The organism is Natronosalvus amylolyticus (genome assembly GCF_024298845.1).
Taxonomy (GTDB): domain Archaea; phylum Halobacteriota; class Halobacteria; order Halobacteriales; family Natrialbaceae; genus Natronosalvus; species Natronosalvus amylolyticus.
In genome coordinates, this window is record NZ_CP101160.1 from 261,351 (window position 1) to 284,240 (window position 22,890).

The 22,890-nt window shown below is 59.0% G+C and carries 13 protein-coding genes; 9 read left to right on the plus strand and 4 right to left on the minus strand.

The window, feature by feature from the left end:
• Positions 1 to 1,496 precede the first annotated feature (1,496 nt).
• On the plus strand, positions 1,497 to 3,698 hold the full coding sequence (locus tag NLK60_RS18885; RefSeq protein WP_254810830.1) for a glycoside hydrolase family 3 N-terminal domain-containing protein: 2,202 nt from the start codon (positions 1,497 to 1,499) through the stop codon (positions 3,696 to 3,698).
• 176 nt (positions 3,699 to 3,874) lie between these two features.
• Here NLK60_RS18885 and NLK60_RS18890 read toward each other — a convergent pair whose 3' ends face one another.
• Both NLK60_RS18890 and NLK60_RS18895 read right to left on the minus strand, forming a co-directional pair.
• Positions 3,875 to 4,954 carry a TrmB family transcriptional regulator gene (locus NLK60_RS18890; RefSeq protein ID WP_254810831.1) on the minus strand — a complete coding sequence of 360 codons (1,080 nt, stop codon included), beginning with the start codon at positions 4,952 to 4,954 and terminating at the stop codon, positions 3,875 to 3,877.
• 304 nt (positions 4,955 to 5,258) lie between these two features.
• Complete coding sequence (locus NLK60_RS18895; RefSeq protein ID WP_254810832.1) at positions 5,259 to 8,186, minus strand: glycosyl hydrolase; 2,928 nt, start codon at positions 8,184 to 8,186, stop codon at positions 5,259 to 5,261.
• Between the two features lie 496 nt (positions 8,187 to 8,682).
• Here NLK60_RS18895 and NLK60_RS18900 point away from each other — a divergent pair, with 496 nt between their 5' ends.
• From NLK60_RS18900 to NLK60_RS18925, 6 genes are all read left to right on the plus strand, one after another.
• Positions 8,683 to 9,654 (plus strand): aldo/keto reductase, encoded by a 972-nt coding sequence (locus NLK60_RS18900; RefSeq protein ID WP_254810833.1) that lies wholly within the window; start codon positions 8,683 to 8,685, stop codon positions 9,652 to 9,654.
• Positions 9,655 to 9,876: 222 nt separating this feature from the next.
• Positions 9,877 to 11,664 carry an ABC transporter substrate-binding protein gene (locus NLK60_RS18905; RefSeq protein WP_254810834.1) on the plus strand — a complete coding sequence of 596 codons (1,788 nt, stop codon included), beginning with the start codon at positions 9,877 to 9,879 and terminating at the stop codon, positions 11,662 to 11,664.
• Between the two features lie 7 nt (positions 11,665 to 11,671).
• Positions 11,672 to 12,703 (plus strand): ABC transporter permease, encoded by a 1,032-nt coding sequence (locus NLK60_RS18910; protein WP_254810835.1) that lies wholly within the window; start codon positions 11,672 to 11,674, stop codon positions 12,701 to 12,703.
• 88 nt (positions 12,704 to 12,791) lie between these two features.
• Positions 12,792 to 13,832: an ABC transporter permease gene (locus tag NLK60_RS18915; protein ID WP_254810836.1), complete on the plus strand. Its 1,041-nt coding sequence runs from the start codon at positions 12,792 to 12,794 to the stop codon at positions 13,830 to 13,832.
• Positions 13,829 to 14,905: an ABC transporter ATP-binding protein gene (locus NLK60_RS18920; protein ID WP_254810837.1), complete on the plus strand. Its 1,077-nt coding sequence runs from the start codon at positions 13,829 to 13,831 to the stop codon at positions 14,903 to 14,905. Before NLK60_RS18915 ends, NLK60_RS18920 begins: the two co-directional genes overlap by 4 nt.
• On the plus strand, positions 14,902 to 15,996 hold the full coding sequence (locus NLK60_RS18925) for an ABC transporter ATP-binding protein (RefSeq protein WP_254810838.1): 1,095 nt from the start codon (positions 14,902 to 14,904) through the stop codon (positions 15,994 to 15,996). Before NLK60_RS18920 ends, NLK60_RS18925 begins: the two co-directional genes overlap by 4 nt.
• 170 nt (positions 15,997 to 16,166) lie before the next feature.
• On the opposite strand, the gene NLK60_RS18930 is transcribed toward NLK60_RS18925, so the two are convergent.
• On the minus strand, positions 16,167 to 17,108 hold the full coding sequence (locus tag NLK60_RS18930) for a HEAT repeat domain-containing protein (protein ID WP_254810839.1): 942 nt from the start codon (positions 17,106 to 17,108) through the stop codon (positions 16,167 to 16,169).
• A gap of 157 nt (positions 17,109 to 17,265) precedes the next feature.
• Here NLK60_RS18930 and NLK60_RS18935 point away from each other — a divergent pair, with 157 nt between their 5' ends.
• A complete protein-coding gene (locus NLK60_RS18935) occupies positions 17,266 to 19,656 on the plus strand; it encodes a glycosyl hydrolase (RefSeq protein ID WP_254810840.1) in 2,391 nt (796 codons plus the stop codon).
• A gap of 125 nt (positions 19,657 to 19,781) precedes the next feature.
• The gene (locus NLK60_RS18940; protein WP_254810841.1) at positions 19,782 to 21,458 is read left to right on the plus strand and encodes a CRTAC1 family protein; all 1,677 of its coding nucleotides are present in this window, start codon (positions 19,782 to 19,784) and stop codon (positions 21,456 to 21,458) included.
• 103 nt (positions 21,459 to 21,561) lie between these two features.
• Here NLK60_RS18940 and NLK60_RS18945 read toward each other — a convergent pair whose 3' ends face one another.
• Positions 21,562 to 22,875 carry a DUF7405 family protein gene (locus NLK60_RS18945; protein ID WP_254810842.1) on the minus strand — a complete coding sequence of 438 codons (1,314 nt, stop codon included), beginning with the start codon at positions 22,873 to 22,875 and terminating at the stop codon, positions 21,562 to 21,564.
• Positions 22,876 to 22,890 lie beyond the last annotated feature (15 nt).

Sequence of the window (22,890 nt, forward strand, 5' to 3'; positions counted from 1 at the left end):
GAGGATGTCGCGTTAGGTGTGTAAATCGTTTCACTGGCTACTATATTGTGTGAGAAAACAGCTCGTTCGATCCGTTCTCGGCGTATTGAAGAGATAGTAGTACAAGAGGGTCACACTGGATGTATTGAAAGCGTCTGTTAGTTTGCGTTCTCGGGTCTCAGTGGCCTCTTACATACGGCATGATCGGTACAACCGCGGTTACCCTCATGATTTGACGCAGAAAGGTGAGTTCGATTGCTCTTGATTACCTATTACCGCCTCTGCAAGCTCGTCCATTAGTGTGTCTTTCTGTTCTACTATGCAAGAGGGCGTTCACGATGCGTTTGGACTATGCAAACACCAGCCGAAGTTACTTTGCTGTCCCGCCTCAATCCTCGGGTGGTCAGTGCTCTCAATGGAATGCGTCTGTGTGTATAACGTATCATGCCAGTACCAGTGTTATTTGTCTCGTGGTGACAGTGAGGACGTAATAGTAGCCAGTGAAAGTCATTGCACATCCTATCGCAAGACGGCGTCGTGATAGGTGTGTGAATCGTTTCACTGGCCACTCTAGTAGCCACTGCAGACATATACTCCACCGGTTCACAGAGATCTCGCCGTTGGGTATGGAGATCGTTTCAATTATTACTGTTTGAAAATTCGAAGGTAGGGACTACAATTAACGTGCCACCATATCCCTCGTAGCCTACTGGTTATCGATCGTCTCGAAGCTATTGATTACACTGCCGGTATACGAATTGCGTATTGCGGTGAGGATGAAACCCACAACTTTACAGACTTATGGGTGTAATTTCTCTCGAAGAGGGAACGTGCTTGGCAGTACGCTCTGGAATCACGCCGCGAGGTATGTCGTTCTGTTGTGCAGTCTCGACGGCGCACCAATCGACCGGAAATTGGGTAGTATGAGACGCTAAGCGTATTATCTGTAGCTGTCAATAGTTTTAGAATGATACATTAACCAAGATGGATTTTAAATCGAAAGACAGCGACTAGTTAGCTTGTCAATGTGCGTTATCCGTGGATTTTCTCTTTAAGTCTTCTACCAGATCAGTAGATTGTGTTGAAGATTATCTTGTTCCTAGATACAAACTCCTTTTCGAAATACTATCCGCTTCCAGCCCCTCGATTTTCCCCAATGTATTATTTTACTATACTGTTCTATTTCATTATGTATGTTATTGGCTAACAACCTGTTGCCGTGGATGCTTCTGGTCAGTTCGTAAGAAACAGCTTCGGCTAGTGTAATTCATATTAAGTTAGTTTTATGCATGAACTCTCCATCTCTTTAGCTGCCAAGCCTGAACCAAGCGGGTAGTTCCACCGAAACGAATCACGAGTGCACTACGGAAATTCATCGATAGTGCCCCGGCAAAGGACCCGTAGCCGCCTCAGGCGTCGAGAACGCCCGCATTCGGATTCGCTCTCGATCGCGTCTACTGTGACGCGTTTGATCGAGCGCAGTCCACACACGGGTATGCTACAACATCGAAGTCAACATGTCATTTGAAAATTTCGAAGCGACGACCGACGCATCACAGACCATCGAAACGCTGCTCGAACGAATGACCGTCCGCGAGAAAGCTGCACAGCTCGCCGGCACGTACGTCGGCGAACTCGACGAACAGCGAACACCGGAGGAAGCTCGGAAGCTGGTCTCTGAGTATGGCCTGGGGTTCGCAACACCGTTCGGCTACGGTGCTGCCGCCTATACGGACCCAGTGGAGTCCGCGCGATTCGCCAACGAACTCCAACGGATTGCGATCGAGGAGACCCGCCTTGGGATCCCGATCGCCATCCCCGTCGATGCGGTTCACGGACACGCGTACGTGGCGGGTGGAACAGTGTTCCCGCATAACCTCGGCATGGCGGCCACCCGAGATCGGCAACTGGTCGAAAGAGTCGGTACGGTTACCGCGCGGGAAGTAGCAGCGACCGGGGCCGCGATCACCTACGGACCGACCTGCGATGTCGCTCGAGATCCACGCTGGGGCCGAACATTCGAGACCTTCGGCGCTTCCCCCCGTCTCTGTGGTGAACTCGCCGCGGCCAAAGCCCACGGAGTTCACGATGCCGATCCCGATGTCGGGGTCGTCGCCAAGCATTTTCCGGCCTACGGTGAACCCGAACAGGGAGAGGACACAGCGCCGGTTGATCGCTCGATGTCATCGATCTACCGTGATTTCCTTCCGCCGTTCGAGGCAGCGATAGATGCTGGAGTCGATGGGATCATGCCATGTTACAATTCGATCAATAGCGTCCCATCCCACGGCTCCGAGTTCTTCTTGCGGAAGGTGCTTCGAGAGGAACTGGGCTTCGAAGGCTACGTAGCATCCGACTGGAACGGGATCGGGATGCTCCACGAGAATCACGGGACGGCCGAGTCGATGGAGGACGCCGTCGGGCAATCCTTAGTAGCTGGAGTAGACGTTCACTCTCTAGGCGAGGAGAAACACGTCGAATACCTCGAGGCGCTCGTCGAGGACGGCACCGTCGACGAGTCGCTGCTCGACGACGCCGTCCGTCGGGTACTCTCGCTGAAAGCGAATCTCGGATTGTTCGAAAAACCATACGTTGACGTCTCGGAAACCCGGACGATCGTCGGAGCCGACGACCACGAAAAACTCTCTCTCGAGGCGTCCCGGTCCTCGATTACCCTCGTGCAGAACGATGGCGTGCTCCCGTTCGAACCCGACATCGGGGAGGTACTCGTCACCGGACCGAACGGGGATCGACTCGATCATCAGGTCGGGGGTTGGAGCTGCAAGAACACCGACGATCTCTCGGGAATTACGGTCCTCGAGGGTGTGGAATCCGTCGTAGCGGCGGATACAAAAGTGACTTTCGAGCCTGGTGCGGGGATCAGCGAACCCGGTGACGTCGACGCGGCCGTCGACGCAGCGGCCGACGCAGACGCCGCGATCGTCGTCGTCGGAGAGAACTGGTACCTCCACGAGTTCGGACCCGAGGACGTCGCTGGGCCGCCCGAATCGTTCCCAAACCGAACACAACTCGGGCTTCCAGCCCCACAACGGGACCTCGTCGAGGCCGTCGCTGCCACAGACACACCGACTGCAGTCGTAGTCATTTCGGGGCGCCCGACGCCGCTGCCCCGGATCGCCGAGACCGTGCCAGCAATCGCCTACGCCTACTATCCGGGGGCACAGGGTGGTCTCGCCGTCGCTGAGACACTGTTCGGACTGGTCAATCCCTCCGGTGCGTTACCGATTTCCGTACCTCGGTCGACCGGTCACTTGCCCACGCGCCACAATCACCTCTCGCACCCCTACCCGATCGGGCGAAAGGAACACGGTGAAACCTACGATCCACTCTGGCCCTTCGGCCACGGGCTTTCGTACACCGAGTTCGAGTACTGCAACCTGTCGGCGACTCCCGAACGACTCGCCGCCGACGAGACCGTTAGTGTCGAAGTCACCCTCGCGAACCGCGGGACTCGCGCTGGTGCCAAACCGATCGACATCTTCGCCAGCCGGCCCTACAGTTCAGTCGTAACACCGGTTCGCGAACTTGTCGGGTTCGACCGTGTCCACGTCGATCCCGGCGAAGAGCGTACCGTCCGTTTACAGCTGTCTGCCGACCGTTTCGCGGTCGTCGGCCCCGATGGCGACTCCCGGGTTGAACCCGGTACTGTCGAACTATCCTGTGGTGAGCACTCGACGAGTGTACAGATCCTCGATTAAGTCCGACCGGTTCCGTTGATAGCCTGACCCTCACTCTCGTCGATGCTCCGTACCGGGTTCGTCGAGCCAGTAACCGATCCGTTTGTGGACGCAAATCCCTCGAGATTACCCTTGTCTCCCGGTTCCGTCCCGATCGATATTATGCGTTTGTAGCCGTCGGTCCTCAGAACGTCTCATCAGACGATTTCCCCCTCGACGTCGATTCCGACGAGGTCGATTCGATGGGCCTCTATATCCTCAAAAACGGCACCCCAGCCTCCCACGGTAACGAACTCGTCTCCGGTATCGACGATGACTGTGACGTAGGTGGCCACGTCCATCAGTGTCAGCGCACAATTCTGCCGTTCCACTCCAGGATACTGCATTCCCGTGACTGTCCCCGAGATTGTTCGCTCGACGTCGGTTTCCGTCTCCACACCCTGAATATCGACCTCGAGGACGTAGCCATCACGATAGAGTGGCCAGGTGTCGCGGACGAATTCCTCGATGCTAACGTACCTCGCTTGAGCTGGAGCGTCGATATAAATCGGATCGTAGAGATCCCACTGGGAGGTCTGGAAGTACCAGTGAAAGATTAACGGGAGGAAACGGTCCCGGATCAAAACGCCGTAGCTGTCGTCGAACCGACCCTCCGGCGCGAAGAATGTGCGGTTGCGGTCGATAACGACCAGAAATGGCCCCGGAATCGTAATCGCACGCAATTCGGATACGGCGCCCTCGGGATCGAATTCCTCCTTCGAATCGGTGGCTCCATCTACATACACTCCCGCCCGTACAATAACGCCTCTTTCTCGAGCGGCCTCCAGCGCCTCCCGCATGCTCGCCAACCGATCGGCACTCGCCGAAACCTCGACGAAGGTCTCCGCTTCGTCGATAAGTTCGGTGGCTTGCTTGACGGCGGTCTCCATGTGGGTGGCGACGCTGATTCGATAATCCATCCGTGCAGGCTGCTGATACCGGGTTTCGATGTCCTCCGCGGCGTCCTGTAGGAGCTCCCCCCTGTCAGTGAGGTCCTCGAGCAGTTCGTCCGGCTCGCGTGGACGGACGTAGAGCTTCTCCTGTTCCATCGTTTCGACGTGGCCCGCCTCCTCGAGGCTCCGGAGCACGTCGTAGATCTGCGAGACCGGTACCGAGCAGTTCCGCCCAACCTCGATGGCCGGGGACTGGCCCATCTCCAGTAGCGTCAGATACGCGTCAGCCTGGTAGGTCGTCAGGCCCGCGTATTCCAGCGCCGTTTGGATCGTGTCTCGCTCCATGCGCTCGTGTTACGGGGCATCTATAATAAGACCAACTGCTCACATGTCGGTGGTATCTGTACCTGGTTTGGAGTGAACGGTTGATATCCTCGCGAATCCAGATTCTGCACCGTTGACGCCAGCGATAATACGATACTTTTCCGGGAAGGATCGATCTCGACCGTTTTCCTGACCAGTACACGTTGATCGGAATACCCTCGTGAACCACGACAAGAAAGTGGTCTTCATACGGTTACTGTGACTGTTGTCAGTGATTGGAAATACCGAGTCGGCAATTACCGGGAAGAGACCACAGTAAACCGTATCAGGCAACGGCCACGGTCTTCGTCTCGGTAGCGCTATTTCCAGCTTCGTCCGTGACGGTGAGCTCGAGTTCGTATTCACCTCCGCCGTTTCGTTCGCGAACGGAGTCCTCCCCTGAGGCGCTGTCTCCACTCACCGCCGTCGACGTCGAGTCCACCACGGTACCGCTATCGTCGATCATTTCGATCTCGACGAGATCCAGATCGCCATCCGGATCGGAGACGGCCCACTCGACGTTGAATCGCGTCCACGGACCGGAACTCGTGTCCGAAACGTCGAACTGGTCGATGCTCGGTGCCGAATCGCCCATGTCGCCGTCGTCCGCGTCGGTCGTCACCGAGATGGTGTTACTCGGGTCGGACTCGATTCCGTCATCGGACTCGGCCGTAACAGTGAACTCGTAGCCGGTGTCGGGATCGAGCCCGCTCACCGTCTCCGAGGTATTTGCCGATTCGCCGTACCTCGAACCGTCGACGTACACGTTGTAGTGGGCGGTGTTCGCACCGTCGTGATCCCACTCGAGGTCGACCGTCGTGTCGGTGTTCGACGGCGAGTGCAGATTCGTGGGCGCTGCTGGTTCCTCGTCGCCGCCACCGTTATCGCCGTCTGAGTCGGTCGTCGTCGCCATCGAGTTCGCGGGGACGTCAAGGGACGTTCCGTCGGAGAAGGAGACGGTTATGGAAGAATCACCCGGGTTGTACGCTGCGTAGGTCAGCGCCCCATCGTCGGTGCTGAATACGGTGTACAACGAGTGATCGGCCGTGATCGACGGTTCCGGCGAACCGGTCGCGTCGAGCGCGGTGAGCCAATAGTATGTCTGGGCTCGGGACATGCCGAACTCGACGTCGTAATCGTCCTTATCCGCCTCCCATAGGGCGAGAGCATCTTGGCTGTCCGAGAACGCCCGAAACATCCACATGAGGTCGGGATAGTAATCGAAGTCGTCGCCGCCACGGTTCTCGACGATTTCCTGGTAGTTCGCCTCGGCGTGCTCGTCGTCCCAGCCGAGGTGATGCGAATAGCCGTCGAGTGGCATGAAGTTGATCCCGTGGATTGCCTCGATGTCGAGCGTCCACCAGGTCTTGTACCAGTAACCGTTACCCCAGACGTTTGATGAATAGTCGTGGTCCCACTCCGGAGGGTGACTGTCCCCGTCAATATCGAACCAGTACTCCTGTACGGCGTGAAGCTCCGTAGTGTAGAGGAAGATGCCTGCGTCCCTGAGTTCGGTGTTGCCAGTGTACTCGCCCCACTCGATCATCGCGGCGTAGGCGTTCAGCGACTCCGAGGACGACTCCTGGTTGTTCCCCTCTTCGAACAGTGCGTTTCCGCTTGCCCAGGAGTGACCAGCGTAGGGATCGTGGTTCCTGAGGAACGGATACTTGTCGTCCGACCGGTCGTAGCCAGCATAGTCCCGGATCAATTGCTCGATCATGCCACCCCAGTTGTCGGAGTCTGCCCAGTCGGGATCCGTCCGTGCGATCGCCGCAGCCCCCTTCACGTAGTAGCCGTAGTGGAAGTGGTGGTCGTTGAGGTTATCTGCGGATCCGTGGCTATCGTGGTAGCCCAAAAGCGAGCGCCAGTTGTCGTTGTAGTAGAACACGTCCGGCGAGTCCGTATCGCCAGAAACGGTTGCGTCGAGCCAGATCTCGAGTTCGTCGCGCATCGCGTTCTCGAATCGGTCGCGGGCGTCAGTCGCCCCTACAGCCTCAGCTATCGGGAGCAACTGGACGAGACGTTCGAAGTTCTTCCCGGTCCAGTACGTGTCGTCTCCCGGATCCTCCGGTCCAGGGCGAATCAACTCGTCCTCGTCAGCTACTTCCTGAACGTACCCCTCGAGTTCGTCTTGATCGTAGTCCCCTACGTCAGGCAGGTACGGTAGCATGCCGCGGTACTCGTAGGTGACGGAGAAGGACGAACCCGTGTACACGCGCTGTTCGCCACGCTGGGTGGTGTAACTCCAGGCCTCGGTCGAGGCGTCGCTATACTTCCACTGGTGGGGATACAGCGTCGTTAACACGCCGTCAGAACCGCTCTCGGGGCGATCGACGGTCTCGAAAGAGAAGGTCGATTCGACCGTCGCTTCGTGTTTGTCGTAGACCCAGTCGATGCGTGTATCGACGATCCGGTTGTACGCGTAGTCGGCGTACGTCGACAGGGCGTCATCGGAGTCGTCGGGCAGGAGTGCCACCGATAGGTATTCTTCGCCATCGAGGTCGGACGTTAATGTGTCGGAGCCGATGCCGTTCCACGTGGCACCTTCGGGGGCGAAGACGCCGTAGACGTTACCGTTGCTCTGGATCCGGAGGACGTTCCCCTCGTCGTGGACGTCGGGTGTGCTCGGGAACGATAACTCGGCGCCACCGCCCTCGTACTCACAGTAGAGGAACGGTGATCCCTGTGCCATCGTTACTCGGAGCGTCGACGACGTATCGGCTCCCCAGACGGTACTCACCGACCAGTCACCCCACCCATCGACCTGCGAATCGTCAAAGGTTCCGCCCGTATGACCGATGGTGAGATCGGTTTGTAATTCCATCATCGCGGTGACGTGGTCGAGCCTACCCTCACGGCTGAAGGTCCACTCCGTCGGGAAGCCCACGTCGAGTCCGTCTTCGGACGCGTCGACGTACAGTGGATGGACGAACAGGTTCTCTGAGAAGTCCTCCCAAAGGAGGCTACTCCACCAGTCGTTCGAGTCGATAGGGCCCTCGACGCTCGACGTAACGGATATCGATTCCGGTGGTTCGTCCATTCCATCGGGAAGCGTCGTCGTGTAACTACCACTTCCTACCTGAACGATGTCGTGATCCGAGGCCGAAGCAGTGGTCGAAATCGTTCCACCGAGGCCGCCCGTCAGTGCAGTCGCCGCGACGAACGTTCGACGTGAAAGGTCGAAACTGCCGCAACTATCATCATTTCGTGTCATATGTTTGCTCTGTGTTATCACGCGTTCATTGACTTGATAGGCGTCTCCATTCACGCGGTTAGACACCTCTCACGACGCGACGGGATAGTATCGGATCTCGATACGTATTGGCCGTGGCTATGTCCGTTCGCTCGTCAACTAGTGGCGTGACACAAGCTAGCTTACCCAGCACCGATAATTAATTTTTTGGTGAATGTAAATTGTGGTGTCTGTGTAGCCCTAAAAACTACGTTCAGCCGTTGAATCCACTGAGTGAGACGTCTCGAGCGATCACTCATATATTATCAAAACAAACCCTGACCGACCAGGACGCTCGAGGCACCCTCCATATCCCTGCCCGCCCTGGCGCAGACTGGTAAAATCATCGGCTGTGAAAGAATCAATGAATTATGGATCATCAACCGGCGTTCGACGGCGCGCTTTCTCTATAATTGAATCTTATCGCTAAATTGAACAAAATCATCAACCTTTTGACGTGGGCCGTTTTCGTCCCCATATGGAGACGACCCCGCTAGGACAGACAGGTGAATCAGTCAGCGAACTGGCGCTGGGGACGATCTACTTCGGCAGCACGATCGACGCCGAGACATCCACCGATATTCTCGACACGTACTACGAGACGGGTGGGCGCTTTTTCGACTCCGCCAACAACTACCCGACGTGGCTCGATGGCTACGACGAGCCCGAGAGCGAGTACTTCCTGGGCGAGTGGATCGAAGAGCGTGGCGTGCGCGAGAACGTGACGGTTGCGACGAAAGTTGGGTTCAATCCGCCACATCTCGAGGAGCGTAGTCTCGACCCCGATCTGATCCGGCGGTCGGTCGACGAGAGCCTCGATCGCCTCGGGATCGAGACGATTGATCTGCTGTACGCCCATGTCGACGATCCCGACACGCCCCAGATCGCATACATGGAGGCGTTCGCCGACGTGGTGGAGGCGGGAAAGGTTCGTCATCTGGCCGCATCGAACTTCCCCGCCTGGCGGGTGGCACGAGCCAACCGCATCGCCGCAGATCGCGGGTGGCCCCGATTCGAGTGCGTCCAGCCTCGCTTCTCCTACCTTATTCCCGACCGCGACGCCGGCTTCGGCGGACAGCTCCCGGCCACCGATGAACTGGTCGACTACAGTAACCAACACGACCTCACTCTGATACCGTACTCGCCGACGCTGCAGGGCGCATATGGTCGCGACGACCGCCCGATCCCCGATGGGTACGTCCGGTCGGAGAATCGTCTGAAAATGGAGGTGATTGAGGAGCTCGCCGAGCGCAAGGGCGTCGACGGCAACGCCATTGCGCTGGCGTGGATGCTCGCTCGCGACCAGCGTACCGTGCCGATCATCGGCTGCTCAACGGTCGAGCAGCTGGAGACCAACCTCGAGGCGGCCGCGATCGACTTCACCGATGCCGAGCGCGAGCGGCTAGACGCCATCGAATCGTACGGGTTTGACGAGTGGGATCTGCGGTAACGACATTTTCTTCGCCGTATACGGCGAGGATTCGTTTCGAGCGGGACCGGACGGTCGCATGAGAAGCCTGGTGTCTTGGGTATCCGCCAGGTATAGAAGGAGGGATTGCCCTGATTTGTGTGGATTCGCGATTTTGATGGCACCCCCTGAATTAAATTATCGTTGACTAGAACTGCCATATAGGAAATACTTATGTGGGTTGGATAATGAATCAGTATTCGTATGGCTAACAGCCACTCACAGAGAGATTACAGTGATGTACTCTCCAGACGGACTTTCGTAACGCTCACAGGTGCCACCGGAGCTGCTGCAGTCGCCGGCTGTATGGGAGGCGACGATGACGATGATAGTCCCGGTGATCAGGACGACGGTAATGGGGACACCAACGGGGATACCGGTGTAAACGGAGCCATCAACGAGGATTACCCCGACGTGTACTTCGAGATGTGTGAAGTCGGGAATCCCGTCGAAGGATTTACGTACAATCCGTACGCTCCAGACGGAACATCCTCGAAGCTCGAACTCGTCTACGAGCCCTACGCGCTCTATGACACCGTCGAAGACGAGTGGGTTCCCGCACTCGCCGAGGACTGGGACTTCGGCGGGACAGAGGGGACGATCCAACTGCGCGATGACATCGAGTGGGGCGACGGTACTCCCCTCGACGCCGAGAGCCTCATGGTACAGTGGACTATCCTCGAGGAACGAGAGGCAGCAGCCTTCGACTTCGTCGAAGAGGTCGAGGTAACGGGCGACTACGAACTCACGTTCCGCTATCCCGATGGTGCGAACCCGGATATCATCCAGCAAGCCATCCTCGGGAACTACGCGAACAACCCGCCTGCTCAGTTCGAGGAAGCGGCCGAAAACGACGACGTCGCGGCGGTCGACATCGACGTCGACGAGCCGATTCCGAGCGGGCCCTTCGAGCTCGACGACGTCTCGGACGCGTATCACCAACTCACACCACGTGAAGAAGGACACCCTCACGCTGACAACTACAACTGGGGCGGCTACCGGATGCGAAACCGAGGGAGCAACCAGGCTGCCCATCAGTCGTTCATCGAACAGGAGCTCGACGGCATCATCAGCCTGTTTGCCGGCCCCGGGGTCCTTGGACAGTTCCCCGACTCCCTCGAGCAGATACAGATCCCCGGCGCGTTCGGGATGGGTCTGACACCAAACCACGACGAGGGTCCGCTGGGCCAGCGAGAGGTTCGCCAGGCCATCGCCCATTCGTTCGACCGCGAAACCGTCATCCAGAACGTGGGCCCGGACACCAAGGTACACCATCCCGCCTACACCGGGCTCCCCGAGGCCGTCAACGAGGGGTGGCTGGGCGAGGACTACGTCGAGGAGTACAACCAGTACAACCACGATCCCGAGCGTGCTGCCGAACTGCTTGAGGAGGCAGGTGTCGAAGCTGCCGACGTTCCTGCAGAGGTCATCGTCCCTGCGGGCTGGTCCGACTGGGTCATCGGTGCCAGCACCCTTGTCGACAATCTCTCTCAGGCCGGTTTCGAGGCGACCCTGAACACGCTCGGGGGCGCGTACTGGGGGCTCATGGGGAGCGGCGACTTCGAACTCCTCTGTTACCCTCACAACTGGGGAACCGACGCGTTCATCCCCTTCTTCGCGCTTCGACACAAACTCCTCAACAGGGAGCATCCGCCGGGTTCGTGGTTCAACTATCCCGACACGGTTGAGTTCGAGGGCGAGGAAATAGACCTCTCCGAGGAGGTGCCAAAACTCGCATCTAGCCAGGACGAGGACGAGATTCAGGAACTCGTCGAAAGGCTCACCCGACTCGTCAACGAGGATCTGCCGATGCTGGTCGTCATGGAGAAATACGAGCAGCACTTCATCGACCGCGAGTCCTGGGAGTTCCCGAACGAGGTCGAGGATAACCCACGGATGCGGGTGTTCTGGCCAATGTACCAGCTCCCGCGGACTGAGGACTCGCTTTCAGGTGCAGACACTCCGGGTCTAATGAAGTGTACGGGACGGTAGGCGCTTCATGAACTGGCATCTCAAACGGGCAGGACAGGCGCTTTTCACGCTGTGGGCAGTGGTTACGCTGTCGTTCGTGATGATTCGAATGCTGCCCTGGAGCGCGGAGGACATCGTGGTCGCGGAGCTGATTCAGCAAAACCCGAATCTCGCCCAAAACCGCGACATGCTCCGTCGCCAGGTCCAGGATATGTTGATGATCGACCCGGACGCCTCGATAACAGAGGCCTACGTCCAGTACATGATGAGCATCATGCAAGGGGATCTGGGGACGACGTACGGAGTTCGATCCGGCGAAGAGGTTTCCGCGATCATCGCCGGAGCGCTGCCGTGGACGATCTGGGTGATGTCACTGGCGACGTTCGGCATGTTCGCCCTCGCCCTGGCGCTCGGAGCGATTATGGCTTACCGTGAGCAGTCGGCTTTCGACTACTCGAACTCAGCGCTGGCGATCGTTGCGGCGTCGATTCCCTACTACGTCGCAGCAGTAGTGTTCATCAAGTACATCGGGTTCAGCGATTTCCTGATCCTCGAAATGATCCCAGCCCGAAACCGGCTTCCGGACGGCGTCGCAGTCGGTCTGACGTTCGAATTCGTCTCGGGTGCGTTCAGGCACGCACTCCTTCCGGCACTCTCGTTCATCGTCACGGGCTATGGCTTGACCGCACTGGCGATGCGTGGGAACAGCATCCAGACGCTTGGAGAGGACTACGTCCGAGTCGCGAGGCTCCGAGGACTTCCTGATCGACGAATCGCTCTGCGATACGTGGGTCGCAACGCCGTCCTCCCGCTTTACACCTGGCTCATCATCTCCATCGGAACCATGTTCGGTGGAGCCGTGATTCTGGAACAACTGTTCAATTACCATGGGGTTGGTTACTGGATGCTCGAGGCCATCGAAGCCAACGACATGCCACTGATGATGGGGACGTTTATCGTCCTCACAGCAGCAATGGTGGTTGCAATCTGGTTTGGAGATCTGACCTACGGGAAACTGGATCCACGCATTAAAACGGGTGATGAAGGTGAAGCGTACTGAGGACGATACTGCGTTCGACGAGACGAGTGACGGTCAAGACTCGGAGTACACCTCAAGGCTTCTCTCGGACGGCGGGCAAACGGCCCGTATGTTCGACGACACAGAGGTGACCGAGGTCACCCGGACCCAGCAGTTCGCAGAAGTGGTCGACGAGTCGATCGTTCAACCGACGAAGATCGCGTGGTCGGACTGGCGGACAAAGATAGGGATGATCATCATCTCCCTGTTTTTCCTCATGGGTGCCGTCACGTCGTTACACAGACACGGCTACGAGTGGTTCAACGGCGCACTCGCCGCGGTTGGAATTCCCTGGCAACTCGGTGAGCCCCGGGCCCAGCAGGCACCGGAACGCTTCCTCCGCCCCTTCGAGTCGTGGGAGTACCCACTGGGAACTGACATGATGGGGCGGGATCTGCTTTCGGGGATCTTCTGGGCGACCCCCCAGATGATACAGATGGTCATCGCGGCAGGGGTGTTCGTGACGGTGGTTGCTACCGTCATCGGAACCACCGCCGGGTACAAGCGAGGAAACACCGAGACGGTACTGATGACCCTCACCGATATCGCGATGACGATTCCCGGGTTGCCGCTGGTGATCGTAATCGTCGCGCTTATCGATACGACGAATCCGTTCTTGCTCGGGATTATTCTCTCCATCAACGCGTGGGCCGGCCTCGCACGGTCGATTCACTCCCAGGTCCTGTCGCTCCGGGAGCACTCCTACGTCGAGGCTTCGCGGACGATGGGTGTCGGCACGTCGGGGATCCTGCGGAAGGATATCCTGCCAAATCTGATGCCGTACATCATGATCAACTTCACATTCGCCGCACGAGGAGTGATCTACGCAAGTGTCGCGTTGTACTTCCTGGGCGTGCTCTCGTACGATGGGATCGGTAACTGGGGAGTGATGATGAACATGGCATACGCCGTCATGGGCGCCTTCGAGGTGCCAGGTCGGATGTACCTGCTCCTGGTACCGATGGCGCCTGTCGTCATCGTCTCGTTCGGGTTCATCCTGTTCTCACAGGGGACTGATAGGCTGTTCAACCCGCGAGTCCGAACGCGCCACGAGGGAACAACGATGAGTGAAGCGGAGGACGAAAATACGATCCAGGGGCCTGTAAAATGAGTTTGAACGACACATTCACTTCGGAAACCGAACTGCAAGACGTATCTGATCCGATTCTCGAGATCCGAGACGCCGAAGTCGTCTTTGAGATGGACCGCGGCGTCTCCCGCGTCCTCGACAACGTAAACCTCACAGTCGAGCGCGGCGAGATCCTCGGGATCGTCGGTGAGAGTGGCAGCGGCAAGTCGATGCTCGCCTCGGCAATTCTCGATGCCGTCGTCGATCCGGGCATCCTCTCTGGATCGGTCACATACTATCCCGAGAACGGCGAGCCCATCGATGTCCTCTCTCTCAGGGACGAGGAACTCAGAAAGCTGCGCTGGGAAAGCATCTCGATGGTCTTCCAGGGCGCAATGACCTCGTTCAACCCCACGATGTCCGTCCGTGGGCACTTCGAGGAGACCTTAGATGCCCACGACTTCGACATCGAGGAAGGCATGGAGCGAGGACACCAGATCCTCTCGGATCTGTATCTCGAATCCGAGCGCGTGATGGACTCGTACCCACACGAACTCTCCGGCGGAATGCGCCAGCGCGCACTGATCGCGCTGTCGGTTCTGCTCGAGCCCGACGTGCTCGTAATGGACGAGCCGACCGCTGCGCTGGATCTGCTGATGCAGCGATCGATTCTCGCCCTGCTCGAGTCGCTCAAAGAAAAATACGATCTCACGATGGTGTTCATCACGCACGATCTGCCGCTGGTCGCCGAGCTCTCGGACCGAATGGCGGTGATGTACGCCTTCGAACTGATCGAGCAAGGACCGACCAACGAGATACTGCAGAATGCGGGTCACCCGTACACGCGGTCGCTGCTCAACGCGACGCCGAACCTCGATGCGCCGCTCTCTGAGATGCGCCCTATCGAAGGGTCGGCACCTGACCCAGTGAACGTGCCGAAGGGCTGTTCATACCACCCGCGGTGTTCGGTAGCGAATAATCGGTGCGTTGAGGCAGATCCCAAGTACCAGCAGATAACAGAAGATCACGTGGCCGCATGCTTCCACTGTGACGACGCGGTGGAGGCGATCCCGTTGACACACGAGCAGGCGGTCGTCCAGGAGGATGAGCCATGAATAGCAAAGAGCCACTCCTCAGTATGGAGGACGTCGAGGTTCACTTCGAGGAGAGCACTGGACTGTTCGACTTCCGGAGCGAACCCGACGTGGTTCGCGCTGTCGACGGGGTCTCGCTCGATGTCTTCGAGCAGGACGTCGTCGCACTGGTCGGCGAATCCGGCTGTGGAAAGACGACACTCGGCAAGACCGCTATCGGGCTCCAGCGCCCCACAGGCGGCAGCGTCTCTTACCGCGGCCAGGACATCTGGAACGCACGGGACGGCCGGGGTGACGTTGAAATACCCTTCGGCGACATCCGGCGATCCCTGCAGATCATCCATCAGGACCCCGGATCCTCACTGAATCCGAATCGTCGGGTGATGAAGATCCTCGAGGTACCACTGAAGCGCTGGCAGAGCCAGATGAGCGCCGGCGACCGCCGTCGAGAGGTACTGTCGATGCTCGAGGAGGTGGGCATGTCACCACCGGAAGACTACGCCGGACGGTATCCCCACCAGCTTTCCGGCGGGGAGAAACAACGTGTCGCGCTCGTGCGTGCGCTGTTGATGGATCCCGATCTGATCCTCGCCGACGAGGCGATCAGCGCGCTTGACGTCTCGCTACGCGTCGAGATGATGGATCTGATGCTCGATCTCCAGAAGCGCTACGACACTTCGTTCCTGTTCATCTCTCACGACCTCTCGAACGCCCGTTATTTCGCCGCCCACGCCGGGGGGCGAATCGGGGTGATGTATCTCGGCCAGCTCGTCGAGATCGGTCCTGCCGAGCAGATAATCAACGATCCTCAGCACCCCTACACGAAGGTCTTGCGGTGGGCGACACCGGACCTAAATCCCGGAAGCGGTAGCGGGAAACCGCCTGTTCGCAAGATCGACATTCCGGATCCGAAGAACCCGCCGTCTGGATGTCGGTTCCACACGCGGTGTCCGGAGGCCCGTGAAACCTGTACGAAGGAGATCCCACCCGAGTACACTCACGATGAGCTGCACACCGTTCAGTGCTTCCGAGAGGACGACACCCACGAGTACTGGTCGAGTCAACAGCTCGAGGACACCGACGCCGAACTGTTCAAAGCAGCCGACGACTAGTACCCTTCCAAACTCGACGTGTGAGCCGACCCCATCGGTTCGGTTCTCCTGTGCAGGGTTGGGAAGTAAACAGCGATCCCCACAATCGGGGTATTCGTCACATTATTCTGCGACTGTATTCGAACACATTATCACGTTTACGTACGGTCGCCACTGCTGTGCGCTCGGCGCTACTCCTCGAGACTGTCGGCGAGCCAATCTGCCGTATCTGCAGCCAGTCCGCGGAGGTTTTCGTCGACGTCCTGGTCAGCCAGCTCGCGGAGGTCCTCGATGGCCTCAGTGGCCTCGCCGTAGCCGAGCGCCCGAACAGCGTGGGCCCGAACGTAATCCACCTCGTCGTTCAGTCGCGCTCGAATGGCCTCGATCGCCGGCTGAACTGCCTCGGGGTCGTCCTGAGCGATGATGGCCATCGTATCGAGTAGTGCGGTTCGGACGATGGGTCGGTCGTCGTTGATCGTGGTGGCGAGTACTCGAACGTGGGGGGCGATTTGGTCGGGTTCTATCTCGGCGACCTCGACGATGGCGTTGGCGGCGAATTCACGAACACCCTGAGAGCGTTTGCGATCGCGTTCGTACTGTTCCTCTCGGTCGTTTGCGAGCTCCTGGAGCAGCTCCACAGTCTCGTCCTCGAGCTCCTCGAGTTCCCCCTCGTCGGGAACCAGCGTGACGGTGGGAGAATCCACGAGCACCTCGACGAGTCGATCCGTGTGGGGGACGAAGACGTCAACGTGATCGGCCAGCAACGGAGCGAGTGCGCCGGCCGCCCGAAAGCGCAAAATCGGCGGGTCCTGATCCAGCAACTCGAGCAGCTCAGGGACGGACTCTCGAACAGGCTCGGGATCGTGGCGAGCCTGTCTGGCGAACAGTAATGCGGCCGTGTTCTGTGCCACGAGGAACTCGTCTTCGAGATGTGGTCGAACGTCCTCGATAACGGTCTCGAGGCGATCCGGGTCAGCCGCCGATACGTGGGTGATCGTTTGGAGTGCCCACTCTCGAACCTGTCCCCAATCTTCGTGATCGAGGTACTCGACAACTTCCTCGAGGTCGATGGCCCCCGGGTTCTCCTTGGACTGTTCAAAGAGGTCCCTGACTGGGTGAGACATCTTGGACATATCAGGCCATTGTTCTTCGAGAACAAATATCCCCCGGTTCACCCCGTCACAGGAATCTACAGGCGGTTCGAGGCGAGTGACTCCGGGTCGTCTGTAATTTCGCGAAATATGGTTGCTTCGAACAACTTATAGTGTCGGCGAACAAAACAGTTTGTCTATGGGGAAAGACTACAGCCGTCGCACTGTCCTGTCGGTCGGCACAACGGGTGTAACGACCGCAATCGCCGGTTGTTCCAGCAGTGATACGACGGACGATGAACCGGCCGGGAACGAATCGACGGACGATGAGACGACCGAAGATGAGCCCACAGACGATGGAGAGAACATCGAAGATATCGTCACGGTGGGAAATGCCAGTTACCGAAGCACCAAACCTGCTATCGGACAGGAACCGCCGACGGAAGTCTACGTCGCCGAGGAGCGTCGAGGCGACCCCCTCCCGACGAACAACTGGTGGGGAGCGCTCATGTGGGAGGGTCACCTGCTCGACAGCGACGCTTACATCTGGAGCCACCCGCTCGTGAGTACGACTGGCCCGCGAGGGTTCGTGTTCGGTGGCCAGGGCGAATGGGAAGCTGGGAGTGGTCCGGCTGGACCGAATTTCGCAACACGTCCAATCGAACTCGCAGCGACCGTCGGCCTCGAGGGAGCGACGTTCGACGAGTCCGTGGTGACTGACTGGACGGACTGGTCGGTCTCGTTTGCGATGGAGAGTTCGAGCGGTCGAATCGACGTGACGCTGGTTCGAGGCTCACCATACGCGTATCTGCGCGCAGACGGTGACCCCGTTACCGTTACCTTCGATCAGACGGACGCGACCCCCTCCGTGTGGGCAGACGCTCACTCGACCATCGGCCTCAGTGTCGGCGACACCCACTACGGACTGTACGCTCCCTCCGACGCGGAGTGGTCGTTCGATGGAGACGAAACGTTCTCCTCGTCGCTCGGCGACGGCGAGTACCTCACAGTTGCATTGTTGCCAGAGGAGGGTGACGAAGCCCTCGAAACCTTCGGTGCGTACGCTCACGCACACGTCGTGGATACACGACTCGAGTGGGAGTACGACGACACGACGAGCGAGGTCCATACCACCTACCACTTCGAGACCGAAGCGATGGAAGGCGAAGCGTCGGGGACGATTGCCGGTATGTTTCCACACCAGTACAAGTACACCGACGAACAGACGCTCGGGTACACGTACGAATCGCCGCGAGGGACGATGGAAACGATCGAGGCGAGTTCGTACCACGTCACGCACACGTATCACGGGATCCTCCCCCACCTGCCGGCTGTCGGTGGATACGACCGAGACCGCCTCGCTTCGTACCTCTCCGAAGCAACGAGGGGAAAGATTATGCGACCCGGACTCGAAGGCGACGGAGACGGCGCGTACTGGACGGGGAAGAACTTCAATCGTGCGAGCGACCTCGTCGGTATCGCCCAGCAACTCGGTGACGAGGAGCAGGCCCAACGAATCCTCGACTCGATGCGAGAGCGCCTCGAAGACTGGTTCCAGGCGACCGACGGCGACGGCCAACTCGACCAATCTCGTGTATTTTACTACAACGAGTTGTGGGGAACGCTCATCGCCTACCCCGCCCTCCACGGGGCAACCGAGTACCTGAACGACCACCACTTCCACTACGGCTACTTCGTCCGGGGAGCAGCCGAGATTGCCCGCAACGACCCCGACTGGGCTAGCGAATCAGAGTGGGGCGGGATGGTGGACCTGTTGATCCGCGACTTCGCCAACCCCGATCGTGACGACGACAGCTTCCCGTTCCTGCGCACGTACGATCCCTACAGCGGTCACTCGTGGGCGGGCGGTCCATCTGGTGGCGTTTTCGGGAACAATCAGGAGTCGAGTTCCGAGGCGATCAACGCCTACGCAGCGATCATCCAGTGGGGCGAGTACACGGACAACGAGCAACTTCGAGATCTCGGCGTCTTCCTGTACACTCGAGAGGTAAACGGTGCCCGCGAGTACTGGTTCGACGAGGACGGCGACTCACTTCCGGTGTTGGACGAGTGGCAGTTCGACCAGGCGACGATGGTTTGGGATAGCGGAGTCGCGTACACAACGTGGTGGACCGACCACCCCGAAGCAGTCCACGGAATCAACTGGGTGCCTCTCGGCGGACACTCCCTGTATCTCGGCCTCAATACGTCGTATGCCGACGCCAACTATCGGACCGTCGAAGACGCCACCGACGGCAGCTTCTCCTACTGGGAAGACCTGGTGTGGAAGTACCGCGCGTTCTCGGATCCGGACGACGCGATTGCGCAGTTCGACGCCGACGGCGACGCGTACGATCCGGAGTTTGGCGACTCTCGAGCACACACCTACCACTGGCTCGCCACGTTTCAACAGATTGGTTCACCCGATCCAACAATTAGCACAGATACACCACTGGCCGCCGTCTTTAGTGATGACGACGGGAGAACGTACGCCGCATACAACCCTGGCGAGGAGGAGACGACTGTCTCATTCTCGGACGGAACGACGGTCACCGTCGGACCGGGAGAAATGGGTACCACGCAGGAGTAATACTCTGAGACAAACGTACGTGAACACCAGTGACAGCTACTGTGGTATCCTATGGGAACTTCGGGCCCGTTACCCCCCAATCGGCAGCAATACACTTATTTACTCCTAGCAAGTCTTATAGGTAAATGCACAAAGCGGTAGTGCTGGGACTGTTCGTCCTTCTCGTGGTGAGCGCTGGCTACGTCGTCGCGGGACCGTTCGATATCGGTGATACGGGGGACGACACCCCGACCGAAACGGAGCTATCGTTCACCGAAGTCGCGACAGATGTCGGCCTCGAGTACGAATCGACGGAGCTCGACGCAGGCAACGGCAACGACGGGCTCTACGTCGCCGACTACACCAATAACCTTCGCGAGGACCTCCTGGCCATCGGCGACGACGTGGACGACGGTCCCGTCCTCTTTCGGAACACGGGCGATGGATTCGAGCGGACCGACGCGATTCCCGACATCGACGGACGCGTCCAGGGCGCACTCTGGCTCGATCACGACAACGATGGGTGGGAAGACCTTCTGCTTTTGCGCCGTGGCGACACTCCGGTCTTCCTCGAGAACGAGGGCGGTGAGTTCGTCGAGCGAGACGTCGGTTTCGACGACGCCTTCGGGGTTCCCGTCGCGGCCACCGCCGCCGACGCTGATGGGGACGGCTGTCCGGACGTCTTCGTCGCCGACTACGGTGATTGGACCCGAACTACCCCAAAGGCCTGGACTTCTGGGGCCTTCGAGGAGGACAACGGGAATCCCAATGCCCTCTATCGGGGAAGCTGTGGTTCCTTCGAACGGGATGACGACGCCGGAATCGGTCCCGCTGAGGCAGGCGCCCACTGGAGCATGGCCGCAACGTTCGCGGACCTCACCGGCGACGGCAACCCCGACATCCACGTCGCCAACGACTACTACAATGACACCGTCTATCGCAACCAGGGCGACGGAACGTTCACTCGCGAGTACCTCGGCGAGTCGACCGACCGAAACGGCATGTCCTCTGCGATCGGGGACGTAACCGGCGACGGCCAGCCGGAGATTTTCGTCACCAACATTTACTTCCCGCGCGATCGGCTCGACGAACTCGACGATCACCAGCGCATGCTCATTGAGCAGTTTTTCGACAACCGATTGGGCAAGCGAATGCACGGTAACAACCTCCTCGCCTACCGCGATGGGGGATTCACCGACATGGGAGACGACCGCGGCATCGCCGAGGGGGGTTGGGGCTGGGCCGTCGTGCTGGCGGACCTCGACAGCGACGGCCAACTCGACGCGTTCCATGGGACCCAGGACGTCGTCTACTTCGATAGGGAGAACCCGGTCTACGCGTTACCGATGGTCTGGGTACAACACGGGGGCGAGTTCTACAGACAGGACGCCTCAGCGTCCGGCCTCGAGCTCACCGACGACCGGGGTGTCGTCCGGTTGGACTACCAGATTGACGGGGCTCTCGACGTGGCTATTGCGACCTACGACGACCGGTACCGCCTCTACCGAAATGACGCCGACCAGGGCAACAGCCTCCAGGTCGTCGTCGGTGGAGCCGAGACACTTGGCCACACTACTATCGGCGCCGAGGTTACCGCCACCGTCGACGGCGAAACCCTACACCGGTTCCACAACGTCCGCGCGGACTACCAGTCACAGGACTCGCGCGTGCTCCACGTCGGGACTGGCGACGCCGAGACCGTGGACGAACTCCGAGTAGTCTGGCCCGACGGTACCGAACGCACCCTCGAGGACATCGAGACGGGCCAACGAATTCTCCTGACTCCCGATGGAATCGAAGAGAGCATTGAATACGAACCGTAACAGCCTCCGACAGCGACCAGTCACAGAATCCTGTAGGCGGGTACGTCAAAGCGGGCGGGAGTGAAATAACGGAGAAACTGATTCGGAATCGATTTCGACGAACTCACTGCTCATCCGGACGTGGTGATGGAAGTGCCCGCAGAGATCGGGGTGGAACGAGGTACGTGCCTCGACGCTCGGTCGTGAGGAAGTCGACGATTCCGCTCTTGTGTGCCTCGACGTCGGCGAAGTCGTCCATCGCATTTCGTGTCTCGATAAAATCCTCGATGCCGGACTGGAGCGAGGTGAAGTTCATACCAGCGTCGTGGGCAGGGTCCGAGATATTCCCCTCCGACCGGCGAAGAATTAGCGGCTCGAAATCGTCGTCGCGAGCTCGAGCAGCCTTCGCCGAATGGCCGACGCATCCGTGCTCGCGGGCGTGCTTCTCGAGGTTCTCGACGCTCTCTTCGGTGATGCCGCTGTCGGCACCGAGTGCTTCTCCGGTCCGGCCGATATCCTCCGGCGTGTGGTCCATCGTAAACATCTGCCCGACACGCGTCTCCTCGTCGAACTCGTACCAGCTGTCGAGGTCGATGCCGAGTCGAGATGCCAGCAAGGTCGTGCCGCCGGAGAATGGGCCGTCGTCCCAGGTAACCCGGCTCTCTTCGGGGTTCGAGTCATCGAATCCGGACTTATAGCCCATCGACATCGGGGCATCTTCGTCGATGGCGTCGTGGTCGAGTTCCTTGGCCGGGTTTCCTCGGCCGACGACGGCGGGTCGGCGTTCGACCTTCTCGAACACGCTCGAGAAGTCCCCTTTCACCGTAACGCCGTTGAGGCGATCGACATCGTCGAATAGCGCCTCTTCGACCCCGAGCAGGACGGAGCCGTAATCGCTGTTCAGCACGATGACCGCATCGGCGGACTCGGGAGTAGCATCCTCTTCGAGCCGCTTGATGACGGTCGCTGGATTCGGTAGGTCGATGCCGGGCGGAAGGTCCGCATCGAATCGATCAAAGTATCCTGGAGCATATCCGATGAGGAAGAGCAATCCCTCCAAAAACGTGGCACCCGCAGTTCCACCCGTTCCTCGCTGGTAGGCGCGTTCGACCGACCGGAGTGTGTCCTCGACAGCGGCACGCTCGTCATCGGTTGGGGGGATGGACCCGGTGTACTCGACGAACAATAGCAGCTGCTGCTGTGGCAAGATTGTATCCCCGCTCGGTTCGCGGACCATAAAATCGTTCCAGGCGTGCTGGCGCTCGGGTAGCGCCGAGAGATCTTCACGCCCCTGGGGAAACTTCGGCTCTCCCGGATCGGCGACATCTTCGTCGGTCTCTGCGTCCAGACACGCCGAGAGCGCACTCGCGCCGCCGATTGCGACGGCACTTCGGACAAACTCTCGTCTTGGGACTGCTCGATTCGGTTCCAGTGACATAGCCACGTGTTGGAA